This is a genomic window from Kitasatospora sp. NPDC005748 (assembly GCF_040630735.1).
Classification (GTDB): Bacteria; Actinomycetota; Actinomycetes; order Streptomycetales; family Streptomycetaceae; genus Kitasatospora.
In genome coordinates this window covers 71,446-90,209 of sequence record NZ_JBEXYD010000024.1, presented here as the reverse complement: position 1 = coordinate 90,209, position 18,764 = coordinate 71,446, and the positions used below count along the sequence as shown (strand labels likewise).

Annotated in this window: 6 protein-coding genes; 5 read left to right on the top strand and 1 reads right to left on the bottom strand. The window is 74.5% G+C overall.

The window, feature by feature from the left end:
* Nucleotides 1-4 precede the first annotated feature (4 nt).
* The 4 genes from ABZ495_RS19225 to ABZ495_RS19210 are packed head-to-tail and all read left to right on the top strand — an operon-like array spanning nt 5 to nt 10,153.
* Nucleotides 5-3,712: a tubulin-like doman-containing protein gene (locus ABZ495_RS19225; protein WP_359837060.1), complete on the top strand. Its 3,708-nt coding sequence runs from the start codon at nt 5-7 to the stop codon at nt 3,710-3,712.
* Nucleotides 3,709-6,249 carry a hypothetical protein gene (locus tag ABZ495_RS19220; protein WP_359837059.1) on the top strand — a complete coding sequence of 847 codons (2,541 nt, stop codon included), beginning with the start codon at nt 3,709-3,711 and terminating at the stop codon, nt 6,247-6,249. Before ABZ495_RS19225 ends, ABZ495_RS19220 begins: the two co-directional genes overlap by 4 nt.
* Complete coding sequence (locus ABZ495_RS19215; RefSeq protein ID WP_359837057.1) at nt 6,246-8,375, top strand: hypothetical protein; 2,130 nt, start codon at nt 6,246-6,248, stop codon at nt 8,373-8,375. The genes ABZ495_RS19220 and ABZ495_RS19215 overlap by 4 nt, the downstream gene beginning before the upstream one ends.
* Nucleotides 8,372-10,153, top strand: a complete 1,782-nt coding sequence (locus ABZ495_RS19210) for a hypothetical protein (RefSeq protein ID WP_359837055.1) — start codon at nt 8,372-8,374, stop codon at nt 10,151-10,153. Before ABZ495_RS19215 ends, ABZ495_RS19210 begins: the two co-directional genes overlap by 4 nt.
* 206 nt (nt 10,154-10,359) lie before the next feature.
* On the opposite strand, the gene ABZ495_RS19205 is transcribed toward ABZ495_RS19210, so the two are convergent.
* Nucleotides 10,360-12,060 (bottom strand): N-6 DNA methylase, encoded by a 1,701-nt coding sequence (locus tag ABZ495_RS19205; protein ID WP_359837052.1) that lies wholly within the window; start codon nt 12,058-12,060, stop codon nt 10,360-10,362.
* Between the two features lie 300 nt (nt 12,061-12,360).
* Here ABZ495_RS19205 and ABZ495_RS19200 point away from each other — a divergent pair, with 300 nt between their 5' ends.
* A complete protein-coding gene (locus ABZ495_RS19200) occupies nt 12,361-18,717 on the top strand; it encodes a protein kinase (RefSeq protein ID WP_359837051.1) in 6,357 nt (2,118 codons plus the stop codon).
* The last annotated feature ends 47 nt before the right edge of the window (nt 18,718-18,764 follow it).

The window sequence follows — 18,764 nt, the reverse complement described above, 5'->3', positions numbered from 1 at the left end:
ACACATGAAGATCTTCCAGCCGATGCTCTTCGTCGGCCTGGGCGGCACCGGCGGCCTCGTCGGCGCCGAGCTGGACCGGCGGCTGCGCGCCGAACTCTGCGGGCCGGACGGCACGGCGCTGACCGGCCTCGGCGCCATGGCCCCCTACCAGCTGCCGGACTGCCTGCAGTTCGTCTACGCCGACTTCAGCGAGACCGACCTGTCGAGGCTGCCGCACGCCTCCGCCGCCCCGGCGCTGCGCCCCGTCTTCAGCCGCACCTCGCGCTCCACCCACGACCTGCTGCCGAACTTCGACAGTTCACCCGACGTCACCAAGATGCTGCGGGCCAGCCTCCCCGACGAGACGGCCGCCTGGCTGCCGCCCCGCAACAACGAGCCGCGGGTCGTACCGCTGAAGAACGGCGCCGGCCAGCTGCCCACCGTCGGCCGCGCCGGGCTGTTCGGCACCCTCCGCGGCGGGCTGGACCCGGTCCTGGAACCGCTGATGCAGGCCATCGACGCGCTCGCCCGCTCCGGCGGGGTGCTCAGCCAGCTCGGCGGCGGCCCGGTCTCCGGCTGCGACGTCTTCGTGGCGTTCTCCGTCGCGGGCGGCACCGGCGCCGGGATCTTCCTGGACTACCTGTACCTGATCAACCACGCCTTCCGGGAGAAGGGCTTCGACGGCGTCAAGATCTACCCGCTGGTGGTGATGCCCTCCGCGTTCCCGGCGGCGAGCGGCGGCGGCCGGGAGGCGGAACTCAACTCGGCCCGCGCCCTGGTCGACCTCTTCCGCCTGGTCGACGAGCAGAACGCCCCGGTCGAGGGAGCCGAACTCGGCGACCTGGACGAGGACCTGACGCTGCGCGTGCGCTACCCGCACACCGCCCCGATCCGGCTGCGCACCGGCATCCTGCCGACGGCCTTCCTGTTCAACCGCACCGCCGGCATCCGGCCGGACGACCTGCGCCGCTCGATGGTGTCGCTGGTGATGTCGCTGATCGGCACCGAGCTCGGCGACGGTCGCACCGCCCGCACCCGGGCCGACGACGACTACCAGACCTTCGCCGCGAGCTTCATCAACCGCGGCACGCAGCGCGCCGCCACCGCGCCGTCCGGCATCGGCCGCCGCGGCGTCTCCACCAGCCTGGTCGCCTCGATGACCGCCCCGGTGGACGAACTGGCCTCGCTCGTCTCCGGCCGCATCCTGCGCGCCTCCGTCCAGCAGCTCGACGACCGCACGCACCGCCCGGGCCACTCCGCCGAGGAGCTGGTGAAGCAGATGTTCACCGACTCCGGCCTGGAGGAGCTCCTGCTGCGGCCCGCCCTGGAGATCCAGCCGCCGTCTCCCGAGCCGCGCGGCAGCTCGGCCATCGAGGCCGGGCTGGCCGCCCGGCTCGGCGACATGCAGTCCGAACTCGCCAACCTGGCCCGGCAGGTGGCGGTCCGCACGGCCGAGATGGCCAAGGACTTCGCGCCCCGCAGGGCGGTGGACCGGCTGCTGGCGAAGGTCGACCCGTTCACCGTGCAGCGGATCGTGCGGGGCGTGCCGCAGGACGGCAACGACCTCGCCCGCCTCGGCTTCCTCGGCCTGCTCGACCAGCGCACCCACACGCCCCCGCTGCCGCCGGGCACCCGGGAGCAGCCGCCGTCCGCCCCGAGGATCCGGCGCCGCATGGGCGGGCTCGCCCAGCCGCGCTGGGGCGACGACGAGGTCCAGGCCGTGCTGCGGGCCCAGGACGCCTGGTACCGCTGGCGCAGCCGGCAGCTGTGGCACGAGGGCTGGAAGAGCCAGCAGCAGCGCTGGGAGCCGACCGCCCGCGCGCTGGAGGCCGAGGTCGGCCGGCTCGCCACGGCCTTCCGCAACCACGCCCGGGACGAGCCGAGGGCGTTCGCCGAGCAGTCCCAGACGCTCTACGAGGACCGCACCGGCGTCTCCTACCTGCTGCCGCCGCAGCGCGACCTCAAGCACTTCTACGACGACCTGGTGACCCGCCTCACCGCGCGCGAGGGCCTGCCCGAGACCGAGGACGAGGCCGCGCTGCTGATGCGCCTGGTCGGCGGCGAGGAGTGGCGCTCCGCCAACGCGCTCAGCCGGCGCAACCCCGGCAACGCGGTCGGCGAGGTGAAGACTGCCGTGGAGGCGGGCGTCAAGCGGCTCTTCGCGGAGAGCGGGGAGCAGCTGGAGGAGCGCCCGCTGCTGCCCGCCATGGGGGTGCTGCTGGCCGCGGCGGCCGGGAGCACGGAGGACGCCGAGCAGGTCAGCAAGGAGGCGCTGGAGCAGTTCGGCCGCAAGCTGGCCGGGCTGCTGCCGGCCGGGTTCGTGCCCGAGGGCACCGGCCCGCTCAAGGCCCTGGTGACGTACCCGCGGGTGAAGTCCGCGGACGAGGTGGAGGACTTCCTGCGCAAGGCGCTGCGGCTGCCGAAGGACGCCCGGGCGGAGTTCCGGGGCGTCGAGACGCAGTCGATCACGGTCGTGCTGTTCCGCAGCGAGATGAGCCTCACCCAGGTGCCGGAGGCCCGCAAGATGCTGCGCCAGTGGGCCAAGGCGAAGGAGAACGAGCAGAGCGACGACGTCCTGCGCTGGCGCCAGCGGCTCGGCCACCGCGACGACTGGCTGGTCTCCACCGAGGCCGACCGCCGGCTCATCCTGCACCGGCTGCTCAGCCTGCTCTGGAACGGACAGGTGGACGTGCTGGAGGGGCCGGAGGACTCCCCGCACCTGATCCGGCTGCGGCTGTTCCGCGACCGCGGCGTGGACGTGCCGGGCGTGCGGCTGCGGCTCGGCGAGCAGCAGAACGGGGTCTCCAGCTGGGCCGAGCTGCTGCGCGCCTACGAGCGCTGGACGGTGCTGGACGACGAACGGACGGTCGAGGACTACTGCAGCCGGCTGATGGCGGCCCGCCCGGCGGGGCTGACCCGCTCCGCCAGCCGGCCGGACCCGCTGTTCGTCCGGCTGGTCGAGCAGATCGCCCCGCAGCAGCTGCGGATGCTCCGGTCCCGCCGGGAGATCGGCGGGGAGCGGGTCGACGGCTGGTTCCGCCCGCTCTGGCAGTTCTGGGCGGACACCCTGCCGGCCGCGCTGAAGCTGGAGTTCGGCGACCAGCGGGCCGTCCAGCCGAACCTGGAGACGCTGCTGGACGTCATCCAGCGCGGGGAGCTGTCCCCGCGCGCCGTCGAGGACACCGACGAGGACGCGTACGGCACCCGCGTCCCGCCGGTGCGGGAGGAGGACGACTTCGGCACCGCCCGACCGGCCGACCGGCCCGACGGCCGGGGCCGCGCGCGCGGCTGGGAGCCCGCCCCGAAGCGCACCGGCGGCGAGCGGGACCCGTACGACGACGACCGCCACGGCACCGCCGGCGGGGAGCGGGACCCGTACGAGGACCGGGCCGACCGCGCCGACCGGGCCGGCGCCGCGTACGAGTCGCGCACCGACCGGGCCGACCGCACCGACCGGGCCGACCGCTCCGGGGCCGCGTACGACGACGACTGGACGAAGCCCTCCCCCCGGCCGGCGGACCGGCGGGAGGGGCCCGCCCCGGACACCGGGTTCGTGGGACGCCCCGACCGGGACACCGGGTGGGACACCGACCACAGCGCCGACCGCAACGCCGACCGGTCCGCCGCCCGGGGCGAACCCCCGCGGGAGTTCCCCGACGAGCCGCGCTCCACCTCCTGGTGGGACGAGCCGGGCGAGCCGGGCACGGAGCGCCGGGGCGGTGAGCCCGCTTGAGCACTCCCCTGTCGCAGTCCGCGCCGGTCGTCCACCTCGATCTGCGCACCGCCGAACTCGCCGGCGAGGACCCTGCCGTGCTGCGGGCGGCCGTCTCGGCCCGGCTCGCGACGCAGGGCCTGGTCCAACCGCACGACCAGCGCTTCCTGGTGGTCGACACCCCCGCCGGGCTGGACGAGCACCGCACCCGGTTCGAGCAGATCATGGGCTACCGCACGCCCGGCCGGGTGCGGGTGCTCTGCCTCCTGGTCGGCGGGCTCCCGGCCCGCTCCGACGAGGACCTCCCGGCGGAGCGCCGGCTGGTGCGCCCCGCCACCCTGCGCGCCCCCGAGGCGGGCCTGCTCTGGGCCGGCGACCTCCAGGCCGGTCACGGCGCCGCCGACCAGGCCGGGCCCGCCGACCCGCAGGCCCTGGCCGTCCTGGTCGATGTCCTCGCGATGCCCGAACTGTTCGACGAGACACTGGAGTTGCTTGGCTCGCTGCCCGACGGCGTGGCCGCCCCGGCCCTGCGCGTCCTGGAGCACGGCCTCTCCCCCGAGGTCCGCGGCCAGGCCTGGAGCGAGGCGCTGCTCCGCTTCGCCGGCTCGCACACCTCCGGCCCGACCGTCCTGACCGGCGCCACGCTGCCCACCACCCTCGCCGGTCTGGTCGCCGGTTCCACCACCGGCACCCCGGGGCGGCCGGTCGACGGCGGCGAGACCTCCCGGGTGCGCCACGAGGTCGTCGACGCGCTGTCGGACGCCGAGGCCGAACTGGTCACCCTCGGCAGCCCGGCCGGGCTCGTCAACGGGGCCGGCCGCCGTGAGCTGGAGTCCGCGCTCGACCGGGCCCGGTCGGCGCTGGACCGCTACGGCAGTCTGATCGGCAAGGTGCTGCGCAGCGACGGCGGCACCGTCGGCGCGCAGTCCGCGGCCGAGTCCGCGACCAGGCTCGCCCGGCTGGGCGTCGCCGTGGATCCCGCCACCACCACCGGCGAGCAGATCGGCGAGAGCCTGCGCAGCCTCGCCCTCGGGCTGCTGCGCGACGGCCTGTCGCTGCGCTCGGTGGAGCAGCAGTTGTCGCTGCTCGCCGAGCAGGTGCAGCCGCTCTCCAACGCCCCGCGGATCGCCGAACTGGACCGGCTGCGGGAGGCCGCGCCACCCGACCGTCCGCTGCCGCCCGACCCGCCCGGCTCCGGCGTGCTGGCCCTGACCGGGCTGGCCGGCGCGCTCGGCGGGTTCTGGACCTGGCCGGCGCTGCCGGCCGCGCTCACCGTCCCGGTGCTGCTCGTGCTCGGCATGCTGCGGGCCGTCACCCGGCTGCCCGGCGGCCCGGGCCGGGCCTCCGACGCCGGCCGGTTCGGCGTGGCCGCCCTCCTCGGGGCCGCGGTGGCGGCCGCGGCCGCCGGCGCGGCCGGACTGCCGGTCTGGGCGGGCGCGCTCGGCCTGCCGGCCGGGCTCGGGCTCGGGGGCTGGCTGCTGCTGCGCACCTGGCACGACCACGCCCAGCGCTGGGGCCTGGAACGCGGTGTGACACCGCTGCAGGACGGACTGAACGGCCTGGACGAGCTCCTCGCCCGCGCCCTGCGCGAGTTCTGGGCCGTCGAGGAGCGCCGGTACTGCGCCGACGCGGCGCTGTCGGTGGTCGGGGTGCTCCGCGCCTCGGTCACCGCCGCCGAGGAGGAGGCCACCCGCGACCTCGGGGCCGACCCGCCCGAGGCCATGGCGGAGAGCGACGACGACTGGCTCGGCCGCACCGCCGACGACGAACCCGGGAACGACGCGTCCACCCCGTACGGGCGGGGCGACCACCACCAGGGCGACGAGCCGGCCGAACCGGACGAACCCGACGAGTACGACTGGACCAGCGTCCCCTCCGGAGGCGGCAGCGAGCGGCGGGAGGAGGCCCGGACGGCCGACCCCTTCCACCCGGCGGGGCCCCTGCCCGGCACCGCCGCCGCGGGCCCGCGCTGGCTGGAGCGCGGGGAGGCCAAGGGCGGTCCGGACCTGGTGCCGACCCTGGCCGGCGACCTCACGGACGCCACGCTGACCGCCCTGGAGCCCTACTGGGGCGCGGTCGAGCGCGGCCACGCCGGCGACGCCGCCCAGGAGCGGATCGCCGAGCGGGTGCGCGAGCTGCTCGCGGTGGCCCGTGACCACCTGCGGCGCAACGACGTCCTGCCCGCCCCGCCGTTCGCCGCGCCGCACCGGGCCCGCAGCGGCCCGGCCGGGCTGCTCGGCATCGACATCCGCCGGGCCGCCGACGCGGCCGGCCCCGACCAGGACGGCCAGGGCCTGCTGCAGCTGAACTCGGCCGAGCAGTTGGACCTGCTCAGCCGCAACCCCGACGCCGTCGCCCTGATCCGGTTCGCCCCGGAGGCCGCCCAGGACGGCTCCGGCAGGCACCGGACCTCGCCCGGCCGACCCGAGGTCCGGGACGTCCGGACGGCGGCCGGCCGCTACGCCGGGCAGCTGCGGCTCACCGCGCTGCGGGCCGGCGTCGTCGAGACCGTCCGGCAGCGGCACGTCTCGCTGCCCGAGGAGGAGGAGCAGTGGTGAGCACCACCGGGCCCGTCCGGCCGCGGAGCCCCGGCGACCCCGGCCGCCCCAAGGGCGTCGACCTGCCCTACCTGACGCCCGCCGGGCGACGCCTGCTCGCCACCGCGAGGTTCGGCCCCGACCCGACCGGGCCGGTGGTCCGCGACGCCCCCCTGATGCGGAACACCCTGCTCGACGGCGCGGTCAAGTGCGTGCAGGTCCGGGCGGCGGCGCCCCCCGGCACGGGGGTCACGGACGCCGCCCGCGACGCGCTCGACACCGAGGCGGCGACCGCCCTGCGGCTGCACCGCACGTTCGGGGACACCGAGTTCGCCCGGCTCTTCCCCGTGGTGATCGGCTACGACCTGGACGTCGCCGAGCCGTTCGTGCTCTACCGGCCGCCGCGCGGCACCCCGGCCGAGCGGCTGCACGGCCTCGCCGTCACCCAGCTGCGCACCGTCGAACGGGACCTCGTCGACGCCACCGCCCTGCTCGCCGAACTCGGCCTCGTCCACCACGGCATCACCCCCGCCGCCGTCCGCTGGGACGGCCGGGCCGTCCAGCTGTGGGGCCTGGACGCGGTGGCCCACACAGGGCGGCCGCGCACCCCGCGCGGCCCCGCGCCGTACGCCTCGCCGGAGGTGCGCGGCGGCACCGGGCACACCGACCCGCGGGACGCCCTCTGGAGCACCGCCCAGGTGATGTACCGCCTGGTCACCGGGCGGCCCGGCGACCCGGACCGGGAGCCCGCCGACCTCGCGGACCACCGCTCGCTCGCCCACACCATGCGGTCCTCCTTCGCCCCCCGCGCCGCCGACCGGCCCGCCCCGGCCGCGCTCCTCGGCCTGCTCGCGCCCGACCGGCGCCCGGGCGCGGGCCGCACCGCCGGCGGCGACGGCCTCGGCCGGCACCGCGCCGAGTTCGACCGGGCCGTCGCCCTCAAGCACCCCGGCGGCACCGGGCTGCCCGGGTACGCCGCGCTCCCCGGGTACGGCGCCCCGGCGGCCGCCGACCAGGACGCGACGGCCGGCCCGGACGGCGCGCCGTACGGGTACCCGGCCGCCGACCCCGGCGGCGTGCTCTGCCCCTACTGCCTGGAACCCATCCGGTTCGACCCGAACGCCCTCTACGTGCCCGACGCCGTCCAGGACCTCCAGCCCTACCGGTTCGCCGACCAGCAGAACCCGCGGGTGCTCGCCGACGAGCTGCGCGGCGCCTTCCAGCTCTGCGAGGGCGGTCCGGCGACGCCGCCGCACCACATCCCCGTCCCCTACCTGACCAACGGGCGTCCGCTGACCGTCGCCATGATCGGCCAGTCGAACACCGGGAAGAGCCACCTGCTGACCCAGATGATCGCCGAGATCGCCGACGACCGGCTGAAGCCCTACGGCGTCAGCTGGCAGTCCGTCAACCCGGAGCAGCACGCCAGCTTCCTCAACGACCGCGTGGTGCCGCTGCGCGACGGCAACGTGCTCGCCCACACCGCCGGGCTCGGCGCCGGCGACTCCGCCCGCTTCGTGGAGTCCCTGCTGATCACCGACGCGCGCGGCCGGGTCCGCCCGCTGGCCTTCTTCGACCTCGCCGGCGAGGACCTCCTGCGCACCGACGCGCTGCTGCGGTTCCTCCTCGGCATCGACGCCCTGGTCTTCGTCGTCGACCCCACCCTCGCCATGCCGCTGCCGCAGCTCGACGAGATCCGCACCGCGCTCGGCCTGCACGTCAACCGGGACGGGGACCCGGCGTTCGCCACCGCCCTGGACCGCATCCCCCGCAACGGCCCGTACCTCACCGTCCCCTCGGCGGTCGTGGTCGCCAAGGCCGACCTGCTGCGTTCCGAGCCCCCCGTGGACCGCTGGCTGACCGAGCCCGGCCACCTTCCGCTGAGCCGCCGACGGCTCTTTGAGGAGAGCCGCGACGTGTACGCGCTGCTGCACCGCCACGCCGGGAAGGCCTGGCTGCGCCCCTTCGACACCGCCCTGCACTGCACCCTGCACATCTCCTCGGCCACCGGCGGGCGGCAGGAGGACAGCCGCTACCCGCGCGGCGTCCGGGCACAGCGGGTGCTGGAGCCGCTGATCTCGCTGCTCGCCATGCACGGCATCATCGAGCTGGCCGACGGCCACGCCCCCGGGGAGGTGACCGGATGAGCGCCCCGGGCGCCACTGCCCCCGACAGCACCGTCGACCAGATCGTGTTCCGCTGGCAGGGCAATCTGGGGCGGCGCGGCGCGGGCATGGCCGCCGCCGCGTGGTCCTGCCCGCCGGAACGCGCCGAGGAGCTGGCCCGCGAGCTCGCCCCGCTGCTCAGGGTGGACGGCGCGCTGCGCCCCAGCCTGGTCCGGACGGTCACCAAGCGCGGCGAGGCGGCGGTCATCCGGCGGTGGCCGACCGCCGACCTGGGCGGGCGGCCCAACACCGCCTGCCACCTGCTGCTCGGCCACCAGGAGGTGCTCGGCGCCCGGCTCTCCCTGGCGCTGCGCGACTGGTCGTTCGGCACGAAGCGGTTCGCCGAGGAGGCCACCGACCGCTGCCCGCCCGTCTCCCGGGCCCTGCTGCGGGACAGCGCCGAACAGACCTGGGCCGACACGCCGGCCCGGATCGCCGGGGTGACCGACGCGCTCACCGTCGCCACCGCGGCCCTGCTGCGCCGTCCTCGGCACCGCCTCTCCCTGCGCAGCGACGCCCTGCCGGGCTGGCCCGAGCGGAACCCGTCCGCCGCGGTGATCAGCGGCCTGCACGAGATCTTCGGCCACACCTGGCTCCAGCAGCCGTGGACCTTCGCGACCTACGACGTGACGGACCGCCACGACCTCCTGGTCACCTGGGTCGCCGACTGGGCGACCGACTCCGGGCAGCAGCAGCCCCGCTCCCGGGTGGACCCGCGCCGCCCCGAGGCCGACCTCGCCCACGAGCTGGCGGCCCGCCTGGTCGAACGCTGTCTGGAGACCACCGGCCGCCGGGCGGCCGGTCTGCCCGAACTGACCGGCGAGCTGCGGGACGCCGCGACCTGGCCGGCCGAGGAGCGCCTGCGGCGCCTCGCCCGCACCCTCGGCGTCCGGGCGGCCAGACCGGATCCCGCCCCGGGCCCCGCCCCAGTCCCCGACCCGGACCCCGACCCGGACCCCGCCCCGGACCCCGACGACCAGCCCGTCTACGTCCCGCCCAAGCGCCCCGCCCCGCCGGCGGTGCCGCCCACCGAAGAACTGCGCCGGGCCCTGCTCCGGCCCGGCTCGACCAACGACCTGCTGCCCTACCTGCTACGGCTGACCGACGGCATCGGCGACCGGCCCCTGCTCGACATCCTGCGCGAGGAGGACCTCCCGGACCCGGCCACCCGCCGCCTGCTGCTCGTCCTCCACCGCCGCAGCCCCCAGCGGCACCCGGAGGACGAACACCGCCTCTGCGCGGAGGTCCTGGACCAGCGGCTCTACCTCTACCGCACCGACCGGGGCCGGCCCGACCCGTCCGCCGAGTCCACCACCGAACTCGCCCGCCGCGCCGCCTGGCTGTTCCAGTGGGCCGTCACCCCGCACGTCCGCGACCGGCGCCACGCACCGGCCCTCGACGCCCTGCTGAGCGCGCTCCTCTACGAGGGCACCGCGGTCGAACACGAGCTGCTGCGCCACCTCGTCCCACCCCCCGGTGCCAAGGCCGCACCCCCCGACCTCCCACCCGAACTGTGGCAACGCCTCCTCCACGAACTCCCCCCCGGCACCCTCACCCCACCCACCGACCCGCCACGCCCCTCCGCCCCACCCGACCCCCCACCACCCGACCGACGCCCCGCCCCGCCCCCGGTCCCGTCCCCACCCCGCCGGCCCCCTCCGCCCCCGCCCGACCCCCAGAGCCGGAACATCCTCATCCTCTGCGGCACCGTGGTCGGCCTGGCAGTCATCCTCGCGGCCGCGATCTACCTCATCCTCTGACCCACCCACACCCGGCCGGAGCCCCGTGCCGTCGCACCAAAGCCGGGGTGCGGCCCGACCCGGGCCGCACCCCGGACGAATCCGGCGCGGGATCCACAGGGCACACTCCGACGCTCACACGACCCCGCGTTGGCATCATGGCCGGCCCGGTGGCCGCCGCCGAGCGGCGGTCGGTACGGGACCGGAACCGCGCGAAGGGTCAGTCCTCACCCGTCGCCGGGCTCCAGGTTTCCGCTGCCCAAGCCCTCACGGGCGATGTCGGCGAGCTTCTGCGCGGCTTCGGCCACCCGTACGGCCTCCCGCTCCATGTCGAGCAGCGCACGAAACGAGGCGCCGTAGCGCCGCTGGACGGGAAGTTCGCGTTGGGGAATGCGGGCGCCCTTGACGTCGAGGCGGTAGGAGCCGCTCTGGGACGTGGAGCGGCGGACGTTGGAACCGGCGCGGAGGAACCCGTCGAGGTACTCGGGGTCGACCTGGCCGCCGACCACGCGGGGCTCGCCGTCCTGCAGTTCGACGAGACCGGCCCGGATGAGGTCGGAGACGGTGACGGTGGCTCCGTCCCACAGGTCCGCACCGTCGCCGCGGCGCAGCTCGGGCAGCCGGCTCTGCAGCCCCGCAAGGGCGTCGGCGAGGTCGGAACGTGCCTGTTCGTACTCGTGGGCGAGGTCGCGCCGGACAGTGGGCAGGTGCACGGCAGGGGTGAGGTCGACGACATCGTCGAGCAGATCGACCAGTGGAACATCGACGACCTGTGCGTCGGTCGGCCGCAGCGGGCCGCCGGGCTTGTTCTCGGTCAGGTCGATCAGGCGGACGCTGTCGGGACGCGGCTCGCCCTCCTCCGGCCGTCGCAGGGTCCAGAGGTGGATCGGCAGGACGTGACCGGAGGCGACCCCGCCGGGCAGGGCCACGACCTGGCGGACGATGCCGCGGCGGACAAGCTCGGCACGGATCCGCCGGCCGGCTTTCCGGTAGGCGACCGAGGCCGGCATCACCATGAGCACATGGCCGCCCGGTGCGGTGTGCGCGTACGCGTGCTGGAGCCAGGCGAGTTCGCCCTCCGCGCGGGACGGAGTGCCGAACTCCCACCGGTGGTCGAGCAGGAGCTCGTCCCGGCCCCAGTCCCCGGCGGCGACCGGTGGGTCACAGAGCACCAGGTCGGCGGCGAGCCCCGGGTGGCGGTCGGCCCGCAGGGAGTCGCCGTGCGCGATCCGGACATCACCGTAGTCGGCGAGCGAGGAGCGGGCGAGGACGATGTCCACCGCGTCGGCGTCACTGTCCTGGCCGATTCGGACGAGATCGCGGCCGGATCCGGGCGCGAGGAGCAGGGCCCCGATCCCGCATGCCGGATCGAACACGGTCGAGCCCGGCCGGGGTTCCGGAGCGAAGTGGCCGACCGCCTGGACGATGAGTGGGGAGGTGACCTGGTCGGACCCGGTACGACGGGCGGAGTCGGCCATCCGGTCGGTGAGCGCGCGCAGCGCGGTGTTCGGATCCGACTCCTCGGCGAACCGGTCCAGCAGGGCCCGCGCCGCGGCGGGCATCGGTTGGTCCACGTCCGCGGTGGCCGTCCTGGAGGAACGTAGCCGCGCCAGGTGCCTCGCCGCGGCGGCGACGGCGGCGACCGTGGCATCGCCGTAGGCGGCGCGCAGCGCCTGCCAGGTCTGGACCTCCAGGGAGACGTCCTGGTGCCGGTCGCGTCGACGTAGCCATTCCTGTACGGCGGGCCAGTCGAAGAGCGGGCTGGAAGCACTTCCGGCCGCGGCCGGCGGGAAGTCCTCGTAGCGCCGCCGCCAGTTGGAGACCGCGGCTCGGGTGACGCCTGCGAGGCGGGCGATCTCGGCACTGGTGACCAGCGTGGCCGGCTGTGTGTCGTGGGGGACCGGTCGGGGCACGGCTGGGTCTTCCATGGCCGCCACCGTACACGCAGCCGCCCACATTCACAGGGGGGCACTGGTGTGTTGACATCACTCACGCAATGATCCCTCTCTCCATCGGTGCCGATGGTGTGCGGAGCAGCTGGACTTCTCCGGATGCAAATAAGTTGACACAGTCAACGCATTCTTGATTGTGTGCACATGTCGTCCAGTAGGCTGGCGGCAGCAGGATGTCCGCCTGCCGCGCACGAGGCACGACGTACGACGAGACGAAACGCATCAGGCAGGGGAGCGCCAGTGGGTCTGGGGACGGTCGCGAACAGGTTCAGCGTTGTGGGGCCCGTCGGCCGCGGCAACATGGGTGAGGTCCACCGGGCGATCGACCTCGAAGCCCCGGAGGGCGCTGCGGGCCGGGAGGTCGCCCTGAAGACCATCCTGCGCAGCCGGACCGGCCTCGCGATCGACGCGTCCCAGGACAACAAGGACGTCGAACGGTTCCGCCGCGAGGTGGACATCATGCGCCGCCTCTCCCCCCGCCACCCCAATCTGACCCGGCTCGTCGCCGGAGGTGTGGACACTCCGGCCGGCGGCGGGAGCCTGCCGTACCTGGTGATGGAGCTGCTCGACGGGAGCCCGCTCGACGACCTGATCGAGGAGGAGCCCCAGCTCCCGGTCTCCTGGGCCGCCGCCATCGCCGCGCAGATCGCGGCGGGCCTGGCCTCGGCGCACGCGGCCGGCATCGTCCACCGTGATCTCAAGCCCGCCAACGTGATGCTCACCCACGACGGCACGGTCAAGATCCTCGACTTCGGCATGGGCCGGATCGTCGACGACCCCGACCGGACGCGGCTCACCAGCACCGGGGTGGGCGTCGGCACCGCCCGCTACATGGCTCCGGAGCAGTTCCGGGCCGAGCTGGTGACGGCACCCGCCGACCTGTACGCGCTGGGCTGCATCCTGTACGAGCTGCTGATCGGCAAGCCGCCCTTCGCCGCCACGACACCCTTCGGCCTCGCCGCGCAGCACCAGCACGACGCTCCGCCGTCGCTCACGGTCGTCCGCCCGGACCTTCCGCCCGAGCTGGTGCGGCTCGTCTCCCGGCTCCTGGAGAAGGACCAGGCCAACCGGCCGGAGAACGCCACCCTGGTCCGCGAGGCGCTGGTCCCGCTCGCCCTGGCCCCGGACGAGACCTCCGCTCTGCTCGCCCCGCACTGGACCGCGATGGACCCGGTCGAACGGCTGCGCGCCGACTTCCCCGAGCCCGCGCCGGCCGCCCCCGTGCCGGTCCCGCGCCCGCCGCGCCGGAGGTCGGACGCGATGGACGTCTTCGGCATCCACAAGACCCTGATCGACGAGTACGAGCGCTTCACCAAGGGTGCCGCCGTCGTCCGGGACAGCCGGATCGCCGGCTTCATCGAGGACGATCTGGCGGACAAGTCGCAGTGGCCCGCCCCGTGGCTCTCCCTCAATCCCTTCTTCGCGGACGGAGGCCAGGTCACCGACCTCGTCCGGGACGACATCCTCGACCCGAAGTGCGCCGAGATCTTCCAGGCGGACAAGAAGAAGACCTCCCCACGCCCCGACGGCCGGCCGCTCACCTTCCACCGCCATCAGCGCGAGGCGATCGACGCCGCGCAGGCCGGTGACTCCTACGTGCTCACCACGGGCACCGGCTCCGGCAAGTCCCTCTCCTACATCGTCCCGATCGTCGACCGGGTGCTCAAGGAGCGTGCGACCGAGCGGCCGGGCGCGCCCGGGCGGGTGCGCGCGATCGTCGTCTACCCGATGAACGCGCTCGCCAACTCCCAGCGCCAGGAGCTGAAGAAGTACCTGCGGTACGGATTCGGCAAGGGCAACGAGCCGGTCACCTTCGCCCGCTACACCGGCCAGGAGAGCGAGGAGCAGCGCGCGGAACTGCGCAAGAACCCCCCGGACATCCTGCTCACCAACTACGTGATGCTGGAGCTGATGCTCACCCGGCCCGACGACCGGACGAGCCTGATCCGCATGGCCGAGGGCCTCCAGTTCCTGGTCTTCGACGAGCTGCACACCTACCGCGGCCGACAGGGCGCCGACGTCGCCCTGCTGATCCGCCGGGTCCGCGAGGCCTGCCGGGTCTCAAGCACGCTCCAGTGCATCGGCACGTCCGCGACCATGTCGACGGAGGGCAGCTGGGAGGACCAGCGGCGGGAGGTCGCCAAGGTCGCCGGCCGGCTCTTCGGCACGACCGTGCTGCCGGGGCGGGTGATCGGCGAGACGCTCGTCCGCGCCACCGAGGAGCCGCCCGCGACCGTCCCGGCGGAGCGGCTGCGAGCCGTCGCCGCACCCCGCGGGTACGAGGCACTGACCAAGGACCCGTTGGCCCGCTGGATCGAGTCACGGTTCGGGTTGGAGCGCGAGGACGGGACCGGCCGTCTGCGCCGCCGTCCCCCCGGCAAGATCGAGGAAGCGGCGGCCGAACTCACCGCGGTGTCCGGGATCCCGGAGGAAACCGTCCGGGAGGCGATCAGGGCGACGCTGGAGGCCGGCTCGCAGGCCAAGCACCCGGTGACCGAACGGCCGCTGTTCGCGTTCCGCCTGCACCAGTTCCTGTCCAAGGGCGACACCGTCTACACCACTCTGGAGGACCCGCTCACCCGCCCGCTGACCCGCACCTACCAGCTGGAGCTGGCCGCCGGCAGCGGGGGCGCCGGCCGGCCGCTCTTCCCGCTGGCGTTCTGCCGCGAGTGCGGCCAGGAGTACGTCACGGTGTGGCGCACCACCGAGGACGGCGCGGTCCGCTACGAGCCCCGGCGCGACACCTCCGCTTCCGGCGGTCGCGCGGGCGAGGGCTACCTCTACATCGGCGTGCCGGGCGAGGACTACGAGTGGCCGGCCGATCCGCAGCGCGCGGTCGACGACCGCCGGCTCCCCGAGTCGTGGCTGGAGCCGGACGCCAACGGCGCCACCGTGGTGAAGAAGTCCTACCGGCCGCGGGTCCCGCAGCGCGTCGTCGTCGACCCGCACGGCGGCGAGTCGGGCGAGGGTGTGGTCGCGGCGTTCGTGCCCGCCCCGTTCCTGTTCTGCCTGCACTGCCAGATCTCCTACGAGCAGACCCGCGGCCGGGACTTCGCGAAGCTGGCGACCCTCGACCAGGAGGGCCGCTCCTCGGCGACGTCCGTGATCTCCGCGTCCATCGTGAAGTCGCTGCGCGCCGTGCCGGAGGAGATCCTCTCCGTGGAGGCCCGCAAGCTGCTCACCTTCGTCGACAACCGGCAGGACGCCTCCCTCCAGGCCGGCCACTTCAACGACTTCGCCCAGGTCACCCAGTTGCGCGGGGCCCTGTACCGGGCCGCGCTGCAGGCCGGGGAGGAGGGGCTGCGCCACGACGACCTCGCGCAGGCGGTCACCGACGTCATGGGGCTCGCCCCGCGCGAGTACACCGGCAATCCGGACATGGCGCCCGGGCTGGAGCGGCGGGCCACCAAGACCTTCCGCGACGTCGTCGGCTACCGCCTCTACCGGGACTTGGAACGCGGCTGGCGCATCACCATGCCCAACCTGGAGCAGACCGGCCTGCTCCGCATCGACTACGAGGACCTCGACTGGATCGCCGCGCACCAGGAGGACTGGAACGGGGCGCACGAGACCCTGCGCGAGGCCGAGCCGGCCCTGCGCGCCGAGGTGGCCCGCGCCCTGCTCGACTACCTGCGCCGGGCCCTCGCCATCGACGTCCAGTACTTCCGCGACGACTTCGACAGCCTGCAGCGCGCCAGCGAGGAGCGGCTGACCGGCCCCTGGGTGCTGGCGGAGAGCGACAAGCCCGGCATCGGCACCGCCTACCCGACCGCGTCCAAGCCGGGCATGGAGCGCACCGCGCTGTTCCTGTCCGCACGCGGCAAGTTCGGCAAGTACCTCAAGCGCACGGCGCCGGCGTTCCGCGCCCTCGACGTGACCGGGCTCCAGAAGGTCATCGAGGACCTGCTGAAGGTGCTCTGCGCGAAGGAGCTCGTACGCGAGGTGGAGGTCGTTCCCGAGACCTCCGGCCCGGTCTTCCGGCGTCGCCCCGCCGAGAAGCGGACCGGCTACCGGGTGTCCGCGGCCGCGCTGGTCTGGCGGGCGGGTACCGGTGAGACGGGAGCCATCGACCCGCTGACCCGCACCTACAGCAGGGGTGAGGGTCCGCGCGTCAACCCCTTCTTCCGCCGCCTCTACCAGGACGCGGCAGCCGGCCTCGCCGGGCTGTTCGCCCGCGAGCACACCGCACAGGTCACCCCGGAGGAGCGCGAGCAGCGCGAGAAGGACTTCCGCACCGCCGCCCTGCCGCTGCTGTACTGCTCGCCCACGATGGAGCTGGGCGTGGACATCTCCTCGCTCAACGCCGTCATGATGCGCAACGTGCCGCCCACGCCCGCCAACTACGCCCAGCGCTCGGGCCGGGCCGGCCGGTCCGGGCAGCCCGCGCTGGTCACCACCTACTGCGCGACGGGCAACAGCCACGACCAGTACTACTTCCGCCACTCGCAGGCGATGGTCGCCGGGCAGGTCGCCCCGCCGCGCCTGGACCTGGCCAACGAGGACCTTGTCCGCTCCCACCTGCAAGGGATCTGGCTGGCCGAAACGGCCATGCGGCTGGGCCGCGCCGTCCCGGACGTCATCGACGTCACCTACGACCCCGACGGGGTGGAACGCCCCGACCCCGAGATGCCGCTGCCGCTGCGCCCCGACATCCGCGACCAGTCCCTCGACGAGGACGCCCGGCTCCGGACCGTCGCGGCCGCCCGGACCGTGCTCTCACCGCTGATCGCCGACTTCGCGGACACCACCTGGTGGTACGACACCTGGATCGAGGACCAGGTCACGAAGGCTCCCGCCACCTTCGACGAAGCGTTCGAACGGTGGCGGGAGCTGTTCCGCGCCGCCGTGCTCGACCAGTACGAGCAGAACCGGCGGGTCGTCGACACCACCCTGAGCAACGGCGAACAGTCGCGCGCCCGTTCGCGCCGCCGCGAGGCCGAGACGCAGCGCGACCTGCTGCTGAACCGCTCCACCGACGCCAAGTCGGTCATGAGCGACTTCAACCCGTACCGCTACCTCGCCTCCGAGGGCTTCCTGCCCGGCTACAGTTTCCCGCGCCTGCCGCTGGCCGCCTACATCCCGCGTTCCGGCAGCCGCCGCAACAGCGACGGCGACTACCTCCAGCGCCCGCGCTTCCTGGCGATCCGCGAGTTCGGCCCCGGCGCGCTGATCTACCACGAAGGTGCCCGGTACCAGGTCACCCGGATCCAGCTCCCGCCGGACGCCTCCGGCGACTTGGCGACGGCCGAGTCCAGGCGCTGCGGCGACTGCGGCTACCACCACGAGGTGCAGGTCGGCAGCAACCGCTGCGAGATGTGCAAGGAGCCGCTGCCCACCAAGCGCAGCAACCTGCTGCAGCTGCACACCGTGTACACCACCCCCCGCGAGCGGATCTCCTCGGACGAGGAGGAGCGGCGCCGGGCCGGCTTCCGCCTGGAGACGTCCTACGCGTTCCAGGACCACGGCATCCGCAAGGGCCGTCTCACCTCGCACGTCAGCGACGCCGACCACACCCCGGTCCTCACCCTGGACTATGGCGACTCCGCCACCGTCCGCATCACCAACCTGGGCCGGGTCCGCGACAAGGAGAACGAGCCGGACGGCTACTGGCTCGACCTCGGCGACGGCCGCTGGCTCAACGACAAGGCCGCGGCGGACGCCATCGAGGGCACCGGCATGCCGGTCGCCGACGAGGACGGCAACGAGAAGCGCCGCAAGAAGCGGGTCCTGCCCTACGTCCAGGACCGGCGGAACATCCTCGTCGTCACCCTCGACGAGGCCCTGCCCGAGCCGATCGCACTGTCGTTCATGTACGCGCTGGAGCGGGGCATCGAGGCCGCCTTCGAGCTGGAGGACGCCGAACTGACCGCCGAACTCCTGCCGCCGGACGACGGACCGCGCCGCCGGATCCTCTTCACCGAGGCGGCGGAGGGCGGCGCCGGTGTACTGCGCCGGCTCCAGCACGACCGCCACGCGCTCGCCAAGGCCGCCCGCACCGCCCTGGACATCTGCCACTTCGACGAGCACGGCGTCGACCGGGGCGGCCCGGAGGAGGGCCGGGAGTGCGCCCGCGGCTGCTACGAGTGCCTCCTGACGTACGGGAACCAGACCCACCACCAGAAGCTCAGCCGGCACGCGGCCGGTCCGCTGCTGCTGCGGCTCGCGACCGCCGAGACCGAGCGGACCGCTCGCGGGGAGTCGCGCACCGAGCAGTTCCACCGCCTGGCGGCCGATCGGTCGGCTGCTGACACGGACAGCGGCGCGGACGGCAGCGCCGAGCCGTCGGCGACCGTCGCTCCGCCGATGGCCGTCACACCGATGGAAGCCGACCTCGCCGGGCTGGTCGCGGCCGGTGACCTCCTCGGCTGGCTCAAGGCCAAGGGACACCGTCTGCCGGACGAGGTGACGGCCTTCGTCCCGGAGGCCGCGGCCCGCCCCGACCTGATCTTCCGCGTCGACGGCGGCAGCGTGGCCGTGTTCGTCGACGGTCCCTTCCACAGCGACGACGCCACCCGCGACGCCGACGCGGTGGGCCGGCTGGAGGACAACGGGTGGGACGTCCTGCGATTCCCCGCCGGGGCGGACTGGGACACTCTCGTCGAGAAGAACGCCGGCTACTTCCGCACCCGCTGACCCACCCCTGCCGGCAACCCCGGCGTCGAAGCCACTGATCGAAGACA

Bases quoted from the DNA above. Each gene is read 5' to 3' on its own strand.
- ABZ495_RS19210 (WP_359837055.1), top strand. From the start codon at position 8,372: ATGAGCGCCCCGGGCGCCACTGCCCCCGACAGCACCGTCGACCAGATC.
- ABZ495_RS19205 (WP_359837052.1), bottom strand. From the start codon at position 12,060: ATGGAAGACCCAGCCGTGCCCCGACCGGTCCCCCACGACACACAGCCG.
- ABZ495_RS19225 (WP_359837060.1), top strand. From the start codon at position 5: ATGAAGATCTTCCAGCCGATGCTCTTCGTCGGCCTGGGCGGCACCGGC.